The sequence below is a fragment of the Nocardiopsis xinjiangensis YIM 90004 genome (assembly GCF_000341145.1).
Taxonomy (GTDB): domain Bacteria; phylum Actinomycetota; class Actinomycetes; order Streptosporangiales; family Streptosporangiaceae; genus Nocardiopsis; species Nocardiopsis xinjiangensis.
In genome coordinates this window covers 1-21,725 of sequence record NZ_ANBE01000010.1, presented here as the reverse complement: position 1 = coordinate 21,725, position 21,725 = coordinate 1, and the positions used below count along the sequence as shown (strand labels likewise).

16 protein-coding genes, 1 other RNA gene and 1 pseudogene are annotated in these 21,725 nt (G+C 68.9%); 5 read left to right on the top strand and 13 right to left on the bottom strand.

Annotated features, from left to right (window positions below):
- Positions 1–411: 411 nt before the first annotated feature.
- The 3 genes and pseudogenes from D473_RS25560 to D473_RS0106910 all read left to right on the top strand — a co-directional run bounded on the left by D473_RS25560 (position 412) and on the right by D473_RS0106910 (position 2,816).
- Positions 412–1,495 (top strand): annotated as a pseudogene (locus tag D473_RS25560) (N-acetylglucosamine-6-phosphate deacetylase).
- A 103-nt stretch (positions 1,496–1,598) separates the two neighbouring features.
- Positions 1,599–1,907 (top strand): hypothetical protein, encoded by a 309-nt coding sequence (locus tag D473_RS0106915; protein ID WP_026126685.1) that lies wholly within the window; start codon positions 1,599–1,601, stop codon positions 1,905–1,907.
- A 150-nt stretch (positions 1,908–2,057) separates the two neighbouring features.
- Complete coding sequence (locus D473_RS0106910) at positions 2,058–2,816, top strand: helical backbone metal receptor (protein WP_017608348.1); 759 nt, start codon at positions 2,058–2,060, stop codon at positions 2,814–2,816.
- A gap of 202 nt (positions 2,817–3,018) precedes the next feature.
- On the opposite strand, the gene ssrA is transcribed toward D473_RS0106910, so the two are convergent.
- From ssrA to D473_RS0106845, 13 genes are all read right to left on the bottom strand, one after another.
- Positions 3,019–3,394, bottom strand: a transfer-messenger RNA (tmRNA) gene (gene ssrA / locus D473_RS26380).
- 365 nt (positions 3,395–3,759) lie between these two features.
- Complete coding sequence (locus tag D473_RS0106905) at positions 3,760–5,700, bottom strand: penicillin-binding transpeptidase domain-containing protein (RefSeq protein ID WP_017608347.1); 1,941 nt, start codon at positions 5,698–5,700, stop codon at positions 3,760–3,762.
- 23 nt (positions 5,701–5,723) lie between these two features.
- Positions 5,724–6,188: an SsrA-binding protein SmpB gene (gene smpB, locus D473_RS0106900; protein ID WP_017608346.1), complete on the bottom strand. Its 465-nt coding sequence runs from the start codon at positions 6,186–6,188 to the stop codon at positions 5,724–5,726.
- A 76-nt stretch (positions 6,189–6,264) separates the two neighbouring features.
- Complete coding sequence (gene ftsX / locus D473_RS0106895) at positions 6,265–7,176, bottom strand: permease-like cell division protein FtsX (RefSeq protein WP_017608345.1); 912 nt, start codon at positions 7,174–7,176, stop codon at positions 6,265–6,267.
- A gap of 79 nt (positions 7,177–7,255) precedes the next feature.
- Complete coding sequence (gene ftsE, locus D473_RS0106890; protein WP_017575189.1) at positions 7,256–7,945, bottom strand: cell division ATP-binding protein FtsE; 690 nt, start codon at positions 7,943–7,945, stop codon at positions 7,256–7,258.
- 352 nt (positions 7,946–8,297) lie between these two features.
- Positions 8,298–9,407, bottom strand: a complete 1,110-nt coding sequence (gene prfB, locus D473_RS0106880) for a peptide chain release factor 2 (RefSeq protein ID WP_017608344.1) — start codon at positions 9,405–9,407, stop codon at positions 8,298–8,300.
- 134 nt (positions 9,408–9,541) lie between these two features.
- Positions 9,542–14,410: an NAD-glutamate dehydrogenase gene (locus tag D473_RS0106875; RefSeq protein ID WP_017608343.1), complete on the bottom strand. Its 4,869-nt coding sequence runs from the start codon at positions 14,408–14,410 to the stop codon at positions 9,542–9,544.
- Positions 14,411–14,745: 335 nt separating this feature from the next.
- Positions 14,746–15,438: an HAD family hydrolase gene (locus D473_RS0106870; protein WP_017608342.1), complete on the bottom strand. Its 693-nt coding sequence runs from the start codon at positions 15,436–15,438 to the stop codon at positions 14,746–14,748.
- Between the two features lie 180 nt (positions 15,439–15,618).
- Complete coding sequence (locus D473_RS0106865) at positions 15,619–16,071, bottom strand: DUF6912 family protein (RefSeq protein WP_017608341.1); 453 nt, start codon at positions 16,069–16,071, stop codon at positions 15,619–15,621.
- Positions 16,072–16,119: 48 nt separating this feature from the next.
- Entirely contained in the window at positions 16,120–16,782 is a 663-nt protein-coding gene (locus D473_RS0106860; protein ID WP_017608340.1) for an HAD family hydrolase, read from the bottom strand.
- 109 nt (positions 16,783–16,891) lie between these two features.
- Positions 16,892–18,559 carry a glycoside hydrolase family 3 protein gene (locus D473_RS0106855; RefSeq protein ID WP_017608339.1) on the bottom strand — a complete coding sequence of 556 codons (1,668 nt, stop codon included), beginning with the start codon at positions 18,557–18,559 and terminating at the stop codon, positions 16,892–16,894.
- 95 nt (positions 18,560–18,654) lie between these two features.
- Positions 18,655–19,143 (bottom strand): PTS sugar transporter subunit IIA, encoded by a 489-nt coding sequence (locus D473_RS0106850; RefSeq protein WP_017608338.1) that lies wholly within the window; start codon positions 19,141–19,143, stop codon positions 18,655–18,657.
- 94 nt (positions 19,144–19,237) lie between these two features.
- Positions 19,238–19,474 (bottom strand): glucose PTS transporter subunit EIIB, encoded by a 237-nt coding sequence (locus tag D473_RS0106845; RefSeq protein ID WP_017608337.1) that lies wholly within the window; start codon positions 19,472–19,474, stop codon positions 19,238–19,240.
- Between the two features lie 233 nt (positions 19,475–19,707).
- Between D473_RS0106845 and D473_RS0106840 the strand changes: the two genes are divergently transcribed.
- Together D473_RS0106840 and D473_RS0106835 are read left to right on the top strand one after the other, a co-directional pair.
- Positions 19,708–20,847 carry a Kelch repeat-containing protein gene (locus D473_RS0106840; protein ID WP_017608336.1) on the top strand — a complete coding sequence of 380 codons (1,140 nt, stop codon included), beginning with the start codon at positions 19,708–19,710 and terminating at the stop codon, positions 20,845–20,847.
- A gap of 161 nt (positions 20,848–21,008) precedes the next feature.
- Positions 21,009–21,725: NAD-dependent epimerase/dehydratase family protein (locus D473_RS0106835; RefSeq protein ID WP_017608335.1), on the top strand; the 717-nt coding region annotated here is incomplete at its 3' end.

Sequence of the window (21,725 nt, the reverse complement as noted above, 5' to 3'; positions counted from 1 at the left end):
TGACCCAGAAGGGGATGAGCGTCCGGTGTCTGCAGAAGGCACGGGAGGAACCCGTGGCGCGGGGCGGGGCCCCGCGAAGGCGCTAGCTACGACAGAGCGCGCTCGCCTGCTGTCGGAGATCGACGTGCAGGCGCTGGACAAGCAGCTCACCGGCGGACATGCCCTCCATGATGGAGCGCTGCGGGTGCCGGAGTCAATGCACCCCCACCCGTGGGAGGCGGCCGCGGCCACCGCCCGGGACGGTCCAGCCATCGGACGGATGTCTCGGGCGGCGGGATTGCCCTGTTCCGAGGGGCGCGGTGGCCATGATGGGACAGGCGTACGACAGCATGTCCACACGGATGTAATTTGCAACACACCACGCTCTCCACGAACACCGAGACCCCGGCCACGAAGGAAGCAGGCCCCCGCATGAGTCCCACACCCGTCACCCTGACCAACGCCCGCACCGTGACCCCCGAGGGCACCCACGAGGGCTGGGTGCACGTGGACGGCGGCCGCATCACCGCCCTCGGCACCGGGGAGCCGCCCCGGGGCGCCGTCCACGACGCGGCCGGACGCTGGGTGGCGCCGGGTCTGGTCGACACCCACGTGCACGGCGGTGCCGGCCACGGATTCCCCGAAGCCGACCCGGAGGGCGCCCGGAAGACCATCGCCTACAACCGCAGGCAGGGGGTGACGTCGATGGTGGGCGGCCTGGTCGCGGCCTCGCCCGAGGACACCTTGCGACAGGTCTCTGTGCTGGCCGACCTGTGCGATGNGCGGCGCGCACGATCCCGAGCTGCTGCGCGATCCGGACACCGCCGAGTTCGACCGGTGGCTGGAAGCAGGTCGCGGGCACGTCCGCATGATCACGGTGGCGCCGGAACTGCCGGGCGCCCTGGAACTGATCCGGGCCGCGTCCTCTTCCGGAGTGGTCTCTGCGGTGGGCCACACCGAGGCCACCTACGAGGAGACCGTGGCCGCCTTCGACGCGGGCGCGAGTGTGGCCACACACCTGTACAACGCGATGCGCCCGCTGGGGCACCGCGATCCCGGTCCGATCGCGGCGGCGCTGGGCGATGACCGGGTGGCGGTGGAGCTGATCCTGGACCTGGTGCACGTCCACGCGGGGGCGGCGCAGGTGGTCGTGGACGCCGCCGGCCCGGGGCGGGTCTCGCTGGTCACCGACGCGATGAACGCGACGGGTCTCGGCGACGGAGAGTACACACTGGGGGGCCTGCGCGTGCGGGTGAGCGGCGGAGAGGCGCGTGTGGCGGAGACCGGGGCGATCGCCTCGAGCACCATCATGTTGCCCCGAGCGGTACGTAACGCGGTGCGGCACCTCGGGGTTCCGGTCGCGGACGCGGTGCGGTCGGCCTCCTCCGTCCCGGCGGGCGCACTGGGCCTTCCGGACGTGGGCCGGGTCGAGGCGGGCGCACCTGCGGACCTGGTGGTGCTCGACGAGGAGCTCGCGGTCGCCGAGGTGATGTATCGCGGGGCGTTTGTCGGGTAACGGCGTGTCGTAGGCACAGTACGGACCAGTAACTTAACAGTGCGTGACAATGGCGGTAGGGCATCGAGGAGAAAGCCCCATGCTCGACAGGAAAGGATCTGCCATGGCCCAGTCGAGACAGGCAAAGGACGAGCAGCCGACCCGAGTGCCCTCCGAGGAGAGCGGACACCTCGGCAAGCTCGCCACCGAGTTGTCCGGCTACGGTGTCGAGGCCGACGTCGTGGACGCCGACCCGCCCTACCTGCGCGTGAGCAGTCCGGACAACAAGTACGCCGTGGAGGACGTCATCTGCGAGCGCCGCGAACACGATTGCGTGTTCATCGCCTCCTTCGGCGTCCACTTGGGCAGCAGCGGCAGCCTCGGCGTCACAGCGCACAAGCTCGCGTGGCTGGTCGGGGCGACCGTGCCCTGACGCATCGTCGTACTTCGGCGGGGCGGCGTCCGGTCCGGCGCCGCCCCGGCACCGGTCGGGGACGGTACCCTCCGCTCCCATGATCGACGACGCGGATCCTCGAGCCCCACTCGACATGGTCGAGACGCTCTCCGAAGGCCCTGGACGAACATGATCACCTCTGAGGACGACCTGGGACATCCGGTCCCCCTGGACTCGTCCCCACGCCGTGTGGTCTCCCTGGTGCCTTCCCTGACCGAGACCCTCGCCCACGCCCGGCCCGGCCTGTTGGTCGGCGCGACCGTATGGTGCACCCACCCGGCCGATCTGGACGTCGAACGGGTGCGCGGCACCAAGAACCCGCACCTCAGCCGCATCATCGAGCTCGCCCCCGATCTCGTGGTCGCCAACCGCGAGGAGAACCGGCGCCGCCACGTGGAGGCCCTGCGCGCGGCCGGGATCACCGTCTGGGTGACCGATATCCGTACCGTCACCGACGCCTTCGTCTCCCTGCGCCGCTTGCTGGCCGTGTGCGGCCTGCCCGTACCGGCCTGGCTGCCCGAGGCCGAGCACCTGTGGTCCGCTTCCCCGACCGAGGGCCCTCGGGTGGCCGTCCCGATCTGGCGGGACCCGTGGATGTTCGTCGGCGGCGACACCTTCGCGCACGACGTGTTCGCCCGTCTGGGCGCCGTCAACGTGTGCGCGCACCGCGAGGGGCGTTACCCCGCCGTTTCTGCCGAAGAGGTCCTCGGCGACGGCACCGAGCTCGCAGTTCTCCCGGACGAACCCTATGCCTTCGGGCCCGACGACGGCCCCGAGGCCTTCCCCGGCGTGCCCTCGGTGTGTGTCTCCGGCCGGGACCTGACCTGGTACGGCCCGTCCCTGGTCCCCGCCCATACGCGCCTACGCGCCGCGCTCCACGCACCGTGACCACAGACGGCCGCACGGAACCCCACCCGAGCCGGCCTCCGCCCCGAGAAGCAACGGACGAGCAAGGGACCGGCCACCCCGGCCACGACAAACCCCCGGGCGCGAGCGCAAGCGAGCGCACACCGGGGGCACGGGGGGTCGTTCCCCCCAAAAAAAGAAGGGCCCTGCGCGGGCGGACGGAGTCCGCCGAGCAGGGCCCGTCTCGTGGAGGTGGCGGGAATCGAACCCGCGTCCTTCAGTGTCGAACCAGGGCTTCTCCGGGTGCAGTACGTCGTATCGTTCTGCTCGGCCCCAGCGCTTGGACGTACACATCGCCGACAGGCCCAGCCACGTGGATGTCCCGTCCGGCCCCGTGGCCTGATCCGGACGGTGAGTCATCTAGCTGGTGCCGGTACCTGAGCCGATGACGAGCTCAGACCGACAGAGTCGCGATCGCTACTTAGGCAGCGAGGGCGAACTCAGTGCGCTTGGAATTGGCACTTGTGTTTAGCGCGAATGCATGATTAACGAGGCGGCAAACGCGATCCTCGACCCGCTTCCCCTCGGCACAATCACCGAAGTCGAAACCGATCACCCCCTGTGGAGTTGTCAAAGCCACCCCCGTGGGGGCGACCGACGCGTGAGCGACGCATGCTCACGTCTCTCACTCTACCCCTAGAACGGTGTGGGCACCAAGTGCATTCCCGATGGCCGGTACTGGATGCCGGAACAAGGAGAAACCCCCGTGAGCGCGGACTCCAGAGGCGGTCGACGCGGCTCACGGGGGCGGCCGGCAGGGTCGAACCAGCCTCGGGATACCGGCAGGGCCTCCCCCGAGTTGAGGTCCTGCCCTCGCGGTCGGATCGCAGACCCCTCTTCGCGAACCCGACTCACCTGGTAAGACGCACTCGGGCCCCCGGAGGGTTGCTCCGGGGGCCCGAGATGAAGATCGGTTCCGCCTGCCCTACTCGGGCCCGGACAGGTCGGCCTCGGTCGGCTCCTGGGCGGGCAGTCCCTGCTCCTCCACGCCGGGGGAACCGAGCTCGGTCAGGAACGACTGCACGCCCATGACGGCATAGGGCTGCCACAGCGACACCGAAGGGTCCACCTCGGCGACCAGGGCGAAAGCGACGCCGTCCTGGTATCCGACGAACCAGTGGAGGGAGAGGTCATCGCCCTCGACCCGCGACCACTGGCCGTGCAGGTCGGGCCCGCCCACGGCCAGCTCCGGCATCATCCGCTGGTCGACGGCGTCGCGCATGCCCTCGCGGACGACCTCGAGGTGTTCCTCCTGGAAGGGCGAGGTCTCCTCCTGCTCGGGGCCCTCCTCACGGATGAGGGTGGGGGCGTGCCAGTTGCCGTCGGCGATCGCACCGGCAGCCAGCGCCATGGACAGCGGGCTGACCTCGATCCCGTGCTCGCCGATCATCGCGGAGGCCACGTCGGCCTCCTCGTCGTTGATGTCGATCGAGCCGGGGTCGGAGGGCAACGGCATCTGCCAGTCCGCTCCGATACCGAAACGCCCCGCTGTGTCGGCGATGTTGTCGGCGCCCACCTGATCGGCGAACTGCGCGTAGGCGACCGTGCAGGCGTAGGAGAGGTTGCGCACCAGGTCGGGCTCGCCGGCGAGGTAGCCCTGGCTCGGATTGACGAAGGTACGCCCGCCCACCTCGGCCTGTGCGGCGCACTCGGAGGTGGTCTCCCGAGTGACCGTGCCCGACTCCAGGGCCGCCATCGTCGAGATGAGGGTGAAGACGGGCCCGGGCGGGAAGGAGCCGTTGAGCGCACCGTCGTCGGTGGCGCTCTCGGAGCCGTTGGCGGCGGCGAGGATCTCCCCGTTGTCGGGGTCGACGGCCACCATGTAACCGTTGTCCGGCAGGGTCTCCACGGCCGACTCGGCGGCGCTCTGGACCCCCGAGTCGAGGGTGGTCTGGATCTGGCCGCTGAGCTCGCCCTCCCAGGAGTCCAGGACGTCGGTGACCTCACCGCCGGCGTCGAGCGCCACGACCTGGGTGGTGGCCGATCCGGCGAGCTCGTTCTGGAAGATGCTCTGCAGCCCGTTCAGCCCGACGGTGTCCCCCGCCTGGTAGGGGCCGGGAACGCGGGCCGAGACACGGTGCTCGGAGGTGCCCGCGACATCGCCCACCAGGGAGGGTGCCAGCGCGGGAGTCATGTTGACCTCGACCTCCTGGGTCTCCGCACCGGCGATCTGGGAAGCCTGGCGCAGCAGGGAGGCGTCGACGTTGGCGTCGCGGAGGAGCACCAGTGGTTGGAACTCCTCCGGTGGGGCCGACCGTACGCGCTGCAGCAGCGGGTCCGGGTCCTCGTCGAGGAGGTCGGCCAGTTCGGAGACGCCCTCCTCCTTGTCGTCCATCGCCGAAGGCAGCACACCGAAGGCGGTGACACTGTCGGGGGTGACCAGGGAGGAGCCTTCGCGGTCGAGGATCTGGCCGCGCTCCTGGCTCTGGTAACTGACGGCGAGGCGTTCGCCCTCGCTCAGTTCGGGGTGGACCACACTCGGGGACCAGGAGATCTCCCAGCCGTCGGGGCCCCACTGCAGGGGCATCTCACCGGTGTAGGTCCAGGTGGGATCGCCGATCCCGAGGTCGGCGTTGGCCTCGAACTCGGCCGTGGCGCTCTCGCCGTCCTCCGAGATCAGGCCCAGGTCGAACCTGAGGGAGGCCAGGTCGAGCTGGTCGTGCACGTCCGCCAGGGTCGACTCGACCTCCGCGGCCTCGACGTCGGTGTAACGAGCGGCCTCTGCGTAGTCGCCGTCCTGCCACGCGAGCAGGAAGGACCTGACCGCCACCTCGGGACTGGGGTGGGGCGTGCACGCCACGAGGCTCACGGTGGCGAGCAGACCGGTTCCGGCGGCCGCGATGCGGCCCAGGGGACGGGGGGACACCTTGTGTGTTCCTTTCAGGCGCCTCAGCGGCGGCGGCGAAGCGCGCGCTCGATGTCTCGCTTGGCCTCGCGTTCGGCGATCGCATGGCGCTTGTCGTACTCACGCTTACCGCGGGCGAGGGCGATCTCGACCTTGGCCTTGCCATCACTGAAGTAGAGCGACAGGGGCACCAGGGTGCGGCCCGGCTCCCGGGTCTTGCCGATCAACCGGGAGATCTGCTCGCGGTGCAGGAGTAGTTTACGTGATCTGCGGGAGGAGTGGTTGGTCCAGGTTCCCTGTGAGTACTCCGGGATGTGGACGTTGTTCAGCCACACCTCGCCGTCGTGGATGTGCGCGAACCCGTCGACCAGTGAGGCACGGCCCTGCCGCAAGGACTTGACCTCGGTACCGGTCAGGACCATGCCCGCCTCGTAGGTCTCGTCGATGTGGTAGTCGTACCGGGCCCGCCGGTTCTTCGCGATGGGCTTGCTACCGGCTTCCTGCGCCACAGTGAGCTCCCTTCATGGCGTCGGGGGGTCCACACCTGGGACCCCCCGGATCAAACCCTGTGCGCACTCTCGATCGTCAGACCTTGAGGTAGCGGCGCAGGGTGAGGAACGAAGTGATCGTACACAGCAGCACACCGAGGATGATCGACATTCCGATCACGTAGAGCAGCGAGCCCGTTCCGAGGGACACGTCGAACTGGAACCAGCCCTCGATCTGGGTGAGGAGCGTGAACCTGGTCGCGACGATGAACCCGGATGCGATCATGCCACCGATCAGACCGGCGATGGCGCCTTCCAGCAGGAACGGTAGCTGGATGTAGAAGTTCGAGGCACCGACCAGACGCATGATGCCGGTCTCCCGCCGTCGGCTGTAGGCCGACAGGCGGATGGTGTTTCCGATCAGGAGCGCGGCTGCGGCCAATTGGACGCCCGCGAGCACAAGGGCGGCCCACTTGAGTCCGTCCAGCAGTCCGAAGAACTGCTCCAGCACGCTCTGGTCGTCGGAGACCGAGTCGACACCCGAGGCACCTTCGACGGCGTTGCGCACGGTGTCGTACTCGTTGGGATCGGCCAACTGCACCCGGAAGTTCTCCGGGATGTCGCCCTCCTGGGCGGCACCGGCCAGGGCCTCGTTGGTGGAGCCGAGACGCTCCTGGAAGTCCTGCCAGGCCTCTGCCTCGGAGAGGAACTCGTAGTCGGCGACCTCGGACTGTTCCTCGAGGATCGACTCCATGTTCTGCCGGTCCTCGTCAGTGGCGGGACCGTTCTCCTGGCAGGCCGGGGCCGGAGAGATCTCGTTGCACATGTAGACCGTCAACGTGATCCGCTGGTCCCAGTAGTTGCGCATCTCGGTGACCTGCTGATTGACCAGCAGGCCCGCCCCGAAGAGCGCCAAGGAGATGGCCACCGTCGTGATGACGGAGATGGTCATCGTGAGGTTTCGACGCAGGCCGATCCACGTCTCGGAGAGAACGAATTGTGCTCGCATGGTCTGTTAAAGGTCCGTCCTTCGGGGCTTCGCCGCGTCGTTCCTCGATACCGGGAACCCTTGTGCGGGTCGGTCCGGGTCAGTACGCCTGGCCGTAGACGCCGCGGGACTGGTCGCGTACGACGAGCCCCTCTTCCAGTTCGATGACGCGCTTGCGCATCGAGTCGACGATGGCCGCGTCGTGGGTGGCCATGACCACGGTCGTGCCCGTGCGGTTGATTCGGTCCAGCACCTTCATGATGCCGATGGAGGTCGCGGGGTCGATGTTTCCGGTGGGCTCGTCGGCCAGCAGGATCTGCGGGCGGTTGACGAAGGCGCGGGCGATGGCCACGCGCTGCTGCTCACCACCGGAGAGCTCGTGGGGCATCCGGCCGGCCTTGCCCTCGAGGCCGACGAGTTCGACGACCTCGGGCACGACCTTGCGGATGAACCGTCGGGGCTTACCGATGACCTCCAGCGCGAACGCGACGTTCTCGAAGACGTTCTTGTTCGGCAGCAGGCGGAAGTCCTGGAACACGCAGCCGATACGGCGGCGCAGGTGCGGCACCTTCCAGTTGGACAGGCGCGCGAGGTCCTTGCCCGCGACGTGCACGCGCCCCTTGTCGGGCTTCTCTTCCTTCAGTACCAGGCGGAGGAAGGTCGACTTGCCGGAGCCCGACGGGCCGACCAGGAATACGAACTCGGCCTTGTCTACGTCAATGGAAACGCCGTCGAGCGCGGGGCGCTTCTGGGTCGTGTAGACCTTGGTGACGTTGTCGAAGTGGATCACAGGCGCATCACAAGGTTCTCGAAGGTATGGGCGGCCGCGGTGGAGCGAGGCTCCGCGCGGGGTCGTACCGGCCACGTGGCCAATCGACAGTGTAGAGGGGGAAAGGGCCCGGATTGTCCAGGGTCGCCCCTGCCCCTCGCGGCGGAACACCGCCAGACAACAGCCATGAGCATATCGGAGTCGTCAACCGATAATAACGTTCACATATAGTATTTTTGGCGGAGCCCCGGTGACGTGTGCGTCACCGTGCGCAAGCGTCGTCCGGCATCACTCCATCATGCGGACCCCTGCGGCCCGAAGAGACGCCGGGCGTGTCCTCTCCCCGGTGCGGGAGAACACACGCCCGGCCTCCTCAGTTCTCGCCGTTCTTCTCACGGCTGCGCATCCACCGGATCTCGGCGTCGATGAAACCGTCGATCTCGCCGTCGAGCACACCGCTGGTGTTACCGGTCTCCATGCCCGTCCGCACGTCCTTGACGTTCTGGTACGGGTGCAGCACATAGTTGCGCATCTGCGTGCCCCAGCTGCTGAAGGACTCACCGCGGATCTCGTCGATCTCGGCCTGTTCCTCCTCGCGCTTGCGCGCCAGCAGCTTGGCCTGGAGCATCGACATCGCCGTCGCCTTGTTCTGCAGCTGAGAACGCTCGTTCTGGCACGAGACCACGATGCCGGTCGGTACGTGGGTGATGCGCACCGCCGAGTCGGTGGTGTTGACACCCTGGCCGCCGGGGCCGCTGGCGCGGTAGACGTCCACCCGGAGTTCGGTCTCGTCGATCTCGATGTGGTCGCTCTGCTCGACCACCGGAACCACGTCCACGCCGGCGAAGGAGGTCTGGCGCCGGTTCTGGTTGTCGAACGGGGAGATGCGCACCAGGCGGTGCGTGCCGTGTTCCCCCCGCAATGTGCCGTAGGCGAACTGCGCCCTGACCACGAAGGACGTGGACTTGATACCCGCCTCCTCCGCGTAGGAGGTCTCGTAGACCTCCGCCGGGAAACCGCGCCGCTCGGCCCAACGCAAGTACATGCGCTGCAGCATCTGCGCCCAGTCGGCGGCGTCGATCCCGCCCGCTTGGGAGTTGATGCTGACGATGGCCGCGCGTTCGTCGTAGGGGCCGTTGAGGAGCGTGCGCACCTCCAGATCCCCGATGTCCTTGCGGAGCTGTTCGAGCTCGCGGTCGGCCTCGCCCCGGGTGTCGGGATCGTCCTCGGTCCGGGCCAGCTCGTAGAGCACCCCGAGGTCGTCGAGCCGTTGGCGGATGCCTTCCACCTTGCCGACCATGGACTCCAAAGCGGAGAGCTGACGCGTCACCCGCTGCGCGTTGGCCTGGTCCGACCACAGTTCCGGGTCGGCGGACTGCTCGCGCAGCTCGGCGATCTGCGTCTGCATCGCATCCATGTCCAAGACGGCGGTCACGCTCGTCAGGGTCGCCGCGAGTTCCTTGATCTTCTCTGCTGGGTCCATGTCTGCCACCCCGCCAGTCTAGAGGTCTGTGAGACCCCGGATGGACCCGGAATCCACCCGGGGCAGCGCGAGGGGCGCGCGGCCCCGGCCGCGCGCCCCTCGTGGTTCTCTTGTCGTTCGTCGCCGTGACCGGCTCAGTCGACCAGACCGCGGAACGAGCGCAGCGCCACCGACAGGGTGGCCAGGTCGAACCGCTCGTTCTCCTGGATCTCCGACAGGGTGATCCCGGTCCGGCCGATCTTGTCCTCGTTCTGCTTCGACCACTGGTCGATGAGGTCGGACGTCGAGTCGCCCTCCCCGCCGGACTCCAGGACCCGCCCGGTCAGGTCGGCGTGCACGGCGTACAGGTCGTCGCGCAGCGCCGCCCGTGCCGTGGTGACCCAGCGGTCGTCGCGCGGCAGGTCGATGATGCGCTCACGCCACCAGCTGATGTCGAGCCGGTCGGCGAGCTCGAAGTAGAGCTCGGCGACCTGCTCCAGCGAACGGCCGGTGCGATGGGTGATCTCCACCAGGTCCAGGGAGGAGTAGGCCGGCACCATGGCGGCGACCCGCTCGGCGAGCCCGGTCGGCACGCCCACGGCGGTGTAACGGTCGCGGCGCTCCTCGAAGGCCTCCCGGTCGCGGCCGCGCAACAGCCCGACCATGTGCGACAACACCTCCCCGATGCCCTCGGAGAAGTAAGCGGTCTCGCTGCGGATGTCGAACGGGAAGGACCGGTGCCGCAGCACCCACCGTGCGGCCCGCTCGGCGAGCTTGCGGGTCTCCAGCAGCAGGGTGAGCCGGGCGTCGACACTGACGTCGTGCTCCAGTGCCTCGACCTCGTCCCAGAAGCCGCGCAACCCCAGGGCCTCCTGGACGACCAGGTAGGCGCGGGCGATGTCGGCCTGGCCGGCGCCGAGCTCCTCGTTGAGGCGGAACGCGAAGGTGATCCCGGAACGGTTCACCATCTGGTTGACCACCTGGTTGACGATGATCTCCTTGCGCAGCGGGTGCGCGGCCACACCTTCGGCGAAGCGCTCCGACCGCAGCGGCGCAGGGAAGTAGTCCGTCAGTGTCTGCTCGAGGTAGGGGTCGTCGGGCAGGTCGGACAGACCGATCTGCTCCTTGAGGGCGATCTTGGTGTAGGAGACCAGGGTGGCGAACTCCGGACCGGTCAGCCCCTTGCCGGCGGCGCGGCGTTCCGCGATCGCCTTGTCGGAGGGCAGGTTCTCCAGCTTGCGTTTGAGGACCTTGTTGCGCTCCAGGTGGCGCATGTAGCGGCCGTGGACGTGCAGCATCGACCCGGCCTGCTTGCGGGCGGCCGCGAGCAGGTTGTTCTGCGCGTAGTTGTTCTCCAGGGCCAGGTCGGCGACCTCGTCGGTCATGTCGAGGAACAGCTGGTCGCGGTCGGGCTTTTCCATGTTGCCCGCACGTACCTCGCGGTCCAGCATGATCTTGATGTTGACCTCGTGGTCGGAGGTGTCCACACCCGCGGAGTTGTCGATGAAGTCCGCGTTGACACGTCCGCCGTTGCGGGCGAACTCGATGCGGGCCGACTGGGTCAGACCCAGGTTGCCGCCCTCACCGACGACCTTGGCACGCAGGTCGGCGGCGTCGACGCGGACCTGGTCGTTGGCCTTGTCGCCGACCTCGGCGTGCGTCTCGGCGGAGGACTTGATGTAGGTGCCGATACCGCCGTTCCACAGCAGGTCGGTCGGGGCGGTGAGCACGTACCGGATGAGTTCGTCCGGGGTGACCTCGTCGACGTCCTCGTCGATGCCCAGTGCCGCCTTGATCTGCGGGGTCGGGTGCACGGACTTGGCGGTGCGCGGGTACACACCGCCGCCCTCGGAGATCAGGGACAGGTCGTAGTCCTCCCAGGTGCTGCGCGGCAGACGGAACAACCGCTCGCGCTCGGCCCAGGAGGTGTGCGGATCCGGGTCCGGGTCCACGAAGACGTGGCGGTGGTCGAAGGCGGCCACCAACCTGATCTCCTTGGACAACAGCATGCCGTTGCCGAACACGTCACCCGACATGTCGCCGATGCCGACCGCGGTGAAGGGCTGGGTCTGGGTGTGCACGCCCATCTCGTCGAAGTGGAACTTGACCGATTCCCAGGCACCCCGGGCGGTGATGCCCATGGCCTTGTGGTCGTAGCCGACCGATCCGCCGGAGGCGAAGGCGTCACCCAGCCAGAAACCGCGCTCCACGGAGATCTCGTTGGCCGTGTCGGAGAAGGTCGCGGTGCCCTTGTCGGCCGCCACCACCATGTAGGAGTCGTCGCCGTCGTGCCGGACTGTGCGCTCGGGGTGGATGACGGAGCCGTCGGCGAGGTTGTCGGTCACGTCGAGCAGACCGCTGATGAACTGCTTGTAGCAGGAGACGACCTCGGCCATGACCTCTTCGCGGCCCGCGCCCTGGGGCAGGCGCTTGCAGACGAAGCCGCCCTTGGCGCCACTGGGCACGATCACCGAGTTCTTCACCATCTGGGCCTTGACCAGGCCGAGAATCTCGGTGCGGAAGTCCTCGAAGCGGTCGGACCAGCGCAGGCCGCCGCGGGCGACGGAACCGAAGCGCAGGTGCACGCCCTCCACCCGCGGGGAGTAGACGTAGATCTCGGACCGGGGCTTGGGCTGCGGCAGGTCCGGGATCGTCTGCGGGTCGAGCTTGAGAACCAGGTACGGGCGGCCCTGGTAGTGGTTGGTGCGCAGCGTGGCGTTGATGGCCGCCAGGAACAAGCGCAGAATGCGGTCGTGGTCCAGGCTGGCCACGGAATCGAGTTCGGTCCCGATCTCGGTCAGGAGCGCCTCGACGCGGTCCTGGCGGCCCTCGTTCTGCTGGTCGGGGTCGAACCGGGCCTCGAACAGTTCCATGAGCAACCTGGCGATGCCGACGTTGCCCACCAGGACGTCGGCCAGGTAGTCGGGCGTGAAGGTCGACCCGGTCTGGCGCAGGTACTTGGCGTAGGCACGCAGCACGGTGAGTTGGCGCCAGTCGAGTCCGGCCCGCACCACGAGGCCGTTGAAACGGTCGGACTCGCCCAGCTCGCGCCAGGAGGCGTCGAAGGCGTGCTCGAAGAGTTTCTTCAGGCGCGCCGGGGGCAGGTCGGAGCCCCCGACGGGGCCCAGGCCGAAGTCGTAGATCCACACACGGCCCAGGTCGGACACGTTGAGTTCGTAGGGCCACTCGTCGTCGACCTGGACACCGAGGTCCTCCAACAACGGCAGCACCCGCGAGAGGGTGACGGGCTCGCCGATGCGGTAGAGGCGGAAGCGCCACGTTCCGGGCTCGGCGCCCTCGGGCCGGTAGAGGCTGGCGGAGAGCTCACCGTGGCTGTCGGCCCCGACACGCGCCGACAGCCGTTCGATCTCGCCGATGTCGCGGGCGGCGGTGACGGGGTCGTTGTCGACCTTGTAGGCCTCGGAGATCCCGGAACCGTAGTGCTTCTTGTACTCGGTGGCGCGGACCGGGCCGAAGGCGTCGGTGAGGGCGTCGTCGAGGTCGGCATCCCAGGACCGGGCGGCGCGGCGGACCTTGTCCTCCAACGCGGCCTGGTCGATGTCGGGCAGCGTGCCGCCCTCCTCGGCGCGCGCGACCAGGTAGAGGCGGGCCAGGGGGGCACCGCCGATCATGACGTTGTGGTCGGTGCTGGCTCCCTGGAAGGCCTCGGCGAGGACCTTCTGGATCTCCAGGCGCACACGGGTGCTGTACTCGTCACGCGGCATGTACACGAAGCAGGACATGTACCGGCCACCGTAGGGGTCGCGGCGCATGAACAGCTTGGTGCCGCGGCGGTCGCGCAGGCGCAGGACCCCGCGGACGATGCTGTAGAGCTCGTTGACGGGGATCTGCAGGAGCTCCTCGCGCGGGAAGGTCTCCAGCAGCTCGACGAGGTCGCGGCCGTCGTAGCTGTCGGCCTCGAACCCGGACAGCGCCAGGACCTCGGCCTGTTTGCGGCGCAGGATCGGGATCTGGGAGATGGAGGTGCTGGTCGCCTGCGGGGTGAACAGCCCCAGGAAGCGCCGCTCCCCCACGATGTTGCCCTCGGTGTCGAACTTCTTGACCCCGACGTAGTCGAGGTACTCGGGACGGTAGACGCTCGCGCGGGAGTTGGCCTTGGTGAGCACCAGCACGAAGGGCTCGCGAGCCTTGGCGCGGATCTCCGGGGGCAGGGCGGCGAAGCTCGTGGAGGTCCGGGAGTCCATGCGCAGCAGGCCCAGGCCGGTTCCGGGTTCGGGGCGCAGGGTGTCGTCACCGTTCTCGTCGGTGACGAGACTGTACTCCCGGTAACCCATGAAGGTGAAGTGGCTGCCGGCGACCCAGCGCAGGAATTCGACGCTCTCACCGACGTCGCGCGAGTCCACTCCCCCGGCCACGAGGTGATCGGGGTGGGCGGCGAGTTCGTCGGCGACGCGGAGGGCCCGTTCGCTCATCTTCGCAGCGTCCTCGTCGACGTGGCGCACGTCGGCCAGGACCTGCTCGAGGCGGTTGGTGAGCTCCTTGATCCGCTCGGGATCGGACTGCCGGTCGATCTCGATGTGCATCCAGGACTCGTCGACGGGCAGCAGCTCCCCGCCCCCGATCTCGGGGTCCACGGCGAGCAGATTGCCCTCGATGTCACGGGAGACGGTCAGCTGGGGGTGGACGACCAGGCGCACACCGGCGCCGAGGCGGTCCAGCGCCATGGTGGCGGAGGAGACCAGGAAGGGCGCGTTGTCGGTGACGATCTCGACGACGCTGGTCTGCTGGTCCCAGCCGTCCTCCTCCTCGACGGGGGTGTGGAGGCGCACCTTGGCCCGGCCGGGCTGACGCGTGCTGCCGAACGCGCGGTGCTGGAAGACCGTTCCGCAGATCTGCTCGGGGCTGCGCCCGGCGATGTCCTCGGGATCGGTGTGGCGGTAGTAGAGGGGAAGGAGCCGACGGACCTCGTCTGCCTCCGGGACGCTGACCCGCGGCCCCGGGGACCACGCGGCAGCCGCGTCGCTGAGCAGTTTCTGGAGGTAGGCATCGGTTTGCCCGGACATAAGGATCTCTCACTCCTTTGTGAGCAACGTCGCAGAGCTTTTGCCTGAACACAGGGTCATGTGACCTGTGAACGCATGTGAAGCGGTGTGAGGAAGCGTGAAACCATCGGGCCGCACGCGACCACGGTCGGGTTCTGGGTCGGGTGTTACCTGTGCGCACAGGCGGCGGATCGGACGAATCCGGGCCGCACGACGCCATTGTCGCGTGCCCCCGGAGCGAAGAACCCCGGGTCCGTCCACGCACCAGGCTACTGGTTTTACCTCGCGAGCACACGGCCGACACCGTTACATGGAGGTTACCGACCGTAGGAACCCAAATGTGAAGACAGGCAGGTTCACGTACTCGCCTGGGCCACCGCAGTCATCACCGCGCGGGGATCTCCCAGGTCGGGCAGCACGTGGCGCGCCCCGGCGTCCCGCAGCTGCCCCTCCGTGGTGGCACCGTTGAGCACCGCGACCGGGGTGGCACCGCCGATGAGCGCGGCCCGCACGTCCGGCGCAGAGTCGGTGACGAGCACCGTCTCGTTCTCTGCGTAGGGGCGCATGTCCTCCCCCGCCGCGTGCAGCCGGATCGACTGGATGAGGCTGGACTTGGGGTAGTTCACCGAGCCGAACCCGCCGATCGACAGGTCCAGGTAGGCCTCGAGACCGAAAGCCTCCAGCTTCGCGGTGGCGTTGGCGCGGGTGCTGCCGCTGACCACGGTCTGGATGGTCTCGGGCATGTTGGCGACCGCGGAGAGGGAGGCCGCGGCACCGGGCATGGCACGGCCCTTGGACCTCAGCTCACCCCTGCGCTCGGCGAAGGAGACCTCCAGTGCCGTCAGGAACTGTGCCAGCGCGTCGCCGTCGGGTTCGATGTCGACGTAGTTGCGGGCGCAGAACTCGAAGAACATCTCGGAGTCGGTACGCCCCGACGCCGAGGTCAGGTAGACCAGCGGTTCACCGGTGACCTTCTCGAAGGCCTCCGCGTAGGCGGCGCGCATGACTTGTCCGACGTCGAGGAGGGTGAGGTCGACGTTCCATAGCACCAGGCGGCTGATGGCTGCCTCCTCGGAGGGTGTCGGGGACCGGGGCCGCACCTATTGTGCCGCACGTGCGGCACGCCTCAGGATTCAGGCCCCTCGAACACCGGACACGGCACCGCCGGGAGCTCGGCGGCCCCGTTCACCGGGCGGGAGGTCTCGGCGGCCCGAAGGCACGGGGCCGGGTCAGGCCTCCTCGATCAGATGGCGCAGTTCCTGGACGGCGTACCACATGAGCTCGTGGTCCTCAGCGGCGTCGGAAGCCGGATCCGCGGCAGCGGCGGCGATGTCGTCCGCGGCATCGGGGTCGTCCACGTGCGCGGACTTGAGTTTCTTGTAGGGGACGGTGCCGGTGATGCTCACCCGGGACACGTCCTGCCCGGCCCTGCCCTGGGGGTCGACGAGGTGGTCGGGGATCTCGGCGGCCAGCACCACACGGCGGCGGGGTGCCCCGGGGGCCTCCCCCAGGAGCCGCAAGGACTCCTCGGCGGCCGCATGCATCGCCTCGTACTCGGCCTCCTCCGTGTCGGAACCGGGGGCGGGGTCTGCGGTGAAGGCGGTCGCTCCGGCACCGTCCACGCGCCTCTCGGCGAGGACTTCCGCGAGGGCGGGGACGGTGCTGGGCAGGAAGACGTACATGCGCTGCTCCGGAACGGTGACGGGAACGGTCTTCCGAGTCTGCCAGGGTCAACGGGCCCCGGGTGCGCCCTGGACCGTCTCCGCGGCCAGGAACCGGTCCAGGGCCCGCTGGGTGGAGACGACATCGGTGTGCAGGATGCCGGTCATGCCCAGGCCCTCGGCGGTGCGGACGTTGCGTTCGAGGTCGTCGATGAACACACAGTCCTGCGGGCGCAGGCCCAAGCGCTCGCACGTGTGCAGGTAGATGCGCTCCTCGGGTTTGCGCATGCCGACCTCGCCGGAGATGACCACCTCGTCGAAAGCGGTGTCGAAGTGTTCCCGGGGATAGCCGTTGCCCCACGAGTTGGACAGCAGCGCCGTGCTGCCGCCACCGCGGCGCACCGCGCGCAGGGCGTCGTACATGTCGTGCACCGGGTGGAAGCGGGAGAACATCCGGTGGATGAGACCCTCTGCGCTGAGGGGACGGCCGTCGGTCCGGCGCAGCAGCGGGGCCAGATCGCGTTCGAAGTCGCCGGTCTCGATCTCGCCGCGTTCGAGGGCGTGCACCGGGTTGGCGCCGGCCAGGCTCCCGTCGAAGTAGGGGCGCATGACCTCGTGGTAGTGGTCCGGATCGATCCGGTCGGCGTGCAGCCACGCGCGGATGCTGTCGGCCAGCGGCGAGGTGAGCACCCCCGCCCAGTCGCAGATGACCCCTCGGCGGATGCTGTCCATCCGATCCCTCCTCACGTCGTTCGGTGTCGGTCCACCGCCCGATCGCTCGGCTGCCCGAGGGGCCGGGCGGGGCACGGTTCTTCCCGTTCCCCGCCCGGCTCAACCCGGTTCAGAGACCGGTCCCGAACTCCACGTCCGCGTCCGGGATGGACACGGGCAGGGTTCCCTGAGGGTCGATCTCGCCGGCGATGGCCTTGGCGGCGGCCACGCGGGAGACCCCGACCGCGGAGTAGAGCGCCAGGAAACCGTCGACGTCGGGGAGGACCTCCAGGTCGTAGGGCACCCCCTGGGCGACGGCCACGACCGGGGTGCCGTCCGCGCCCGCCGACTCCACCATCTGCTGCTGTTCGGCCGCACCACGGGCCCCGTCGGTGCCGACCACGGCCACGTCCGGGGCGTTGTCGGTGACGGTGACACCCAGGTCGGTGAGGGCCTCGGTGATCTCGTCGGCCCCGACACCGCTGACGCTCACGCTCTGCCCCTCCGACAGGGGCAGGAGGTCGTCCTCGTTGCGCAGCATGGTCACGGACGCGTCGGCCACACGCTGGGCGGCCTCGGCGTTCTCGGAGCTGCCCACGGTCTCGGCGGCGGCCGAAGGGTCGACGGGTTCGGCGTCCAGGACGCCGCGCTTCTCCTTGAGGGTGAGGATGCGCAGGACGGACTCGTCGATGCGCTCCTCGGTCAGGCGGCCCTCGTCCACGGCAGCGCGGACGCCGTCGAAGGCGGCGCCGGGGTCGGCGGGCATGAGGAGCTGGTCGACTCCGGCCTCCACCACACGTACGGCGATCTCCTCGTCGGAGTGTTCCTGGCGCACACCCTCCATGTTGAGGGCGTCGGTGGTGACCACGCCGTCGAAGCCCAGTTCCTCACGCAGGATGCCGTCGATGATGGTGGGCGAGAGGGTGGCCGGGTCGGTGGTCTCCTCGCCCTCCAGCTCCGGCATGAGCACGTGCGCGGTCATGATCGCGTCCACATCGGCGTCGACCGCGGCGCGGAAGGGCGGAAGGTGCTCCTCCTCCCACTCCTCGCGCGGCAGCTCGATGACGGGTAGCCCGGTGTGGCTGTCGACGTCGGTGTCGCCGTGGCCGGGGAAGTGCTTGGGCACGGGCACCACACCGTGTTCGGCGTAGGCCTCGGACTCGGCCAGCACCATTTCCGAGACCAGGTCGGGGTCGGAGCCGAAGGACCTGTTGCCGATGATGGGGTTGTCCGGGTTCGTGTTGACGTCGGCGTCGGGAGCGTAGTTGAGGTTGATCCCCAGGGCCGCGAGTTCCTCGGCGGTGGTCGAGGCGCGCAGGGCGGCCAGCTCGGTGTCCCCGGTGGCGCCGACGGCCATCGCGTCGGGGAAACGGGTACCCACGGGCAGGCGCGAGACCAGGCCTTGTTCCTGGTCGATGCCGATGAACAGCGGCACCCCCTGGCCGGTGTCGGCGGCGGTCTCCTGGACCCCGGCCGACATCCGGGCGATCTGCTCGGTCTCGTTCAGGTTGGCGTCGAAGTAGATGATCCCGCCGGGGCTGTACGACTCGATCATCTGCGCGTTCTCCTCCGCCGAGGTCCCCTGGGCGGTGAGAACGAGCAATTGGCCGATCTTCTCGTCCAGGTTCATGTCGGCCAGGATCTCGGGGGCCTGGACCGGCTCGAAGGGTTCGGAGCCGGAGGTCTGGTCTTCGGTGTCCTCCTGCGAGGAACCCACCTCCTCGTTCGTGCACGCGGTGAGGGCGAGCAGGAACGCCGTGCCGGCCGCGATCAGGGTGTACGGAAAGGTCGGTCTCATGAGCAGGGATCATCTCCGGCGACGGGCTGGGTTCGACGCCGGAGACTACCCGTTGGCCCCCACGTCAGGGACCCCATTCGGTGCGTGTCGGCTCTTCATTCCCACACGAAGAGGGGGTCCCCACGCACGACGGCGCCGTGGGCCTCCTCGGTGAGCGCGTCGGCGGAGGCTTCGAGGGCGACCACGGGCACGACGGAAGGTTTTCCGGCCGCGGCCACGGCCCCCGGGGACCACCGGATGACCGGCACCCCGGCCTCGACCCGTTCCCCCTGAGTGGCCATGAGGTCGAAACCCTCGCCGGCCAACTGCACGGTGTCGATGCCCAGGTGGACGAGGACACCACGGCTGCCGTCGGAGGCCATGACCACGAAGGCGTGGGGGTGGAGTTTGACGAGCATGCCCGTGATGGGCGAGACCGCTTCCTGCTTCCGGTCCTGCCCGCCCTCCTGCCCGGGCTCCGGGTGGATCGCGACCCCGGGACCGACCATCCCGGCGGAGAAAGTGGGGTCGGGGACGGATTCGAGGCCCATCGCGGTGCCGGGGACGGGAGAGACCACGCGTAGGGTGTCGATGGCTTCTGACATGGCAACGGTCTTCCCATGAAACAACGCTTCATCCTGATTCGGGCAAGCCGAAAACAACCAAGGGCCTGTTCCTCCCAGGAGGCACCCGCAGAGGTCAGCCCAGGAGGTCCTGGATGTCGTCGGCGAGCGTGTCGGCCTCGGGACCGACCACCACTTGCACGACCGAACCCGAGGTCAGCACACCGTGCGCCCCGGCCGATTTGAGCTCGCTCTCGCTGACCAGTGCAGGGTCACCGACCTCGGTGCGCAGGCGCGTGATACAGGCCTCGACGTCCTCGATGTTTCCTGCTCCGCCCAGGCCGGCCACGATCGCCGCCGCCTTGTCCGCCATGTGTCCTCCGTGCTCGCCGGGGCCCGGGGCCGTCCCGGGCCTGATCGAAGCTTAGGCGTGAGCCGCTCCACACACCAGAGCCGTGGGGGCCGATCCCCACGACCGCGCACCGGGCGCCCCTCCACTGTTGGACCTCCGTGCCCGGCCCCCGCACCATCGACTGGTGAGTACGAACGCATATACCCCGCGACCCCCCCCGGAAGCACCCGGGCCGGAACGGAAGACGCCATCGGATGAAGCCCCTCCTCAGGGCCGGGGCGCCGGTCCTGCTCCTCCTGGGGACCGTGTCCTGTTCGCTCCCCGGCGAAGAAACAGAAGACGTCCGGGTGGAGGCGGAGGAGCTCCGAGCCGCCCCCGTCGATGTCCGCCAGGACCACAGCCTCGCCTGGTCCGGTGACGAGCTCCTGGTCTGGGGCGGGCATGACGCGGACCAGCATGTGCCCTTCGCCGACGGGGCCGCCTACTCTCCCCGCACGGACTCATGGCGTCCTCTCCCTGAGAGCGGACTGGAACCGAGGACACGTCACAGCACGGTCATGGTCGACGGTCGGATGCTGGTATGGGGCGGTTTCACACCGACCGCCTCCGGCCCGCCCGACGGACACCTGGCCCGGGACGGAGCCGTCTACGATCCGGACGAGGACACCTGGGAGCCGATCACGCCGGCCCCGGAGGGCAGAGCCCTGGCGCGCGGGGCCGTCGTCGGCGGTCATGTCGTCTTCGGTGGCGGGAACACCGGGCAGGACGCGGAGGGCTTCCTCGTGTACTCGGTGGAGGAGGACACCTGGAGCACCGTCGCGCTTCAGGACGGGAACGAGGATCTCACCGTGTACGATCTCGCGGTCACGGACGGCACCGTGGTGGCCGTCGGAGGCACTCCGTCGGCCCTTCACACGGCTGTGTTCGGAGTGGACGACGAAACGGCCCTGGTCCGGAAACTGGCGGGAACCACCGAGTCCGGTGAGGTGAATCTCTTCGCCGGCCTGGCGGTCACCACCGAGGAGGACCTGCTCCTCGCCCTTCGGGGCGACGAGAGCGCGAACCTGTACGAGGTAGACGAGTACTGGCGGGTGGACTCGAAGGACACGTTGCCCTACACCGCTTTCCGCCCGCCCGTCCCAGCGATCACGTATCCGTTGGAGGCCGGGGAGATGGACTTCGTCGCCGGGCTGGGACTCCTCGCCACAGGGCCGGGAGAGTTCAGCATGTGGGCCCCTGGAACCGGGCAGGCCCACCGGTTCCAGGGCGGAGCGCTCTCCGAGTACTGCGGCCCCCTCGTCCCCGTGTCCGACGACGTACTGCTCGGCTGGGGCGGCAGAGGATGTACCACGACGGGGGTCAAGGTCGATGTCGTCCGAGGCGAGAGAGCCTGAACCGGCTCCCTCGACCCCGGCGCCCCTCAGGGCGGGATCTACGCCGACCCCGCCCACTCGCTCGACCGGTTGCGTGAGTGAGGGCAGACGCGGGCTCAGGAAGCAAGGGGCGGCACGGAATCCGCTGGACGCGCAAGCACCGAAGCCCGCACCATCAACCCATGGAGACGAATGAACCCGCGTGGTGCGTGACCGGTGCCGCGGGCCGAATCGGGCGTGTTCTCCGTACGCACTTGAGTGAGCGCGGCGTTCCGACGGTCTCGCTCGACGTGGCCGAGTGCGCCCCGGTCGGCCCCGAGGACCGCGTCCTGCGTTGCGACCTGCGCGACCTGACCGGGCTCGTCACGGCCTTCCGTGGGTGCTCCGGGGTCCTCCACCTGGGCGGCATCCCGGACGAGGCGGACTTCCACGACCTGGCCGACGTCAACGTCGTCGGTATCTACCACGTCCTCGAGGCGGCCCGGCGTGCGGGCGTCTCGCGGGTGGTATTCGCGAGCAGCAACAGGGTGACCGGTTCCTACCCGGTCTCGGAGACGGTCGGCCCCTCGGACCCGCCGCGACCCGACGGGTTCTACGGGGTGTCCAAGGTCGCCGGGGAGGCCCTGTGCCGGTTGTACGCGGACAAGTTCGGCCTGAGCACCATCAGTGTGCGCATCGGCAGTTTCGAGGATCGCCCGGGGGACGCGCGCCATTCCCGCACCTGGTTGAGCCACGGGGATGCGCTCAGGGCCTTCGCCGCTGCAATGGCGACGGAAGTGCACACCGCGGTCTTCTACGCCGTTTCCCGCAACTCCGAACGGTGGTGGAGCCTCGAAGAGGGGGAACACCTGGGGTTCGATCCCCAGGACGACGCGAGCGCATTCATCGACCCCGGCGCT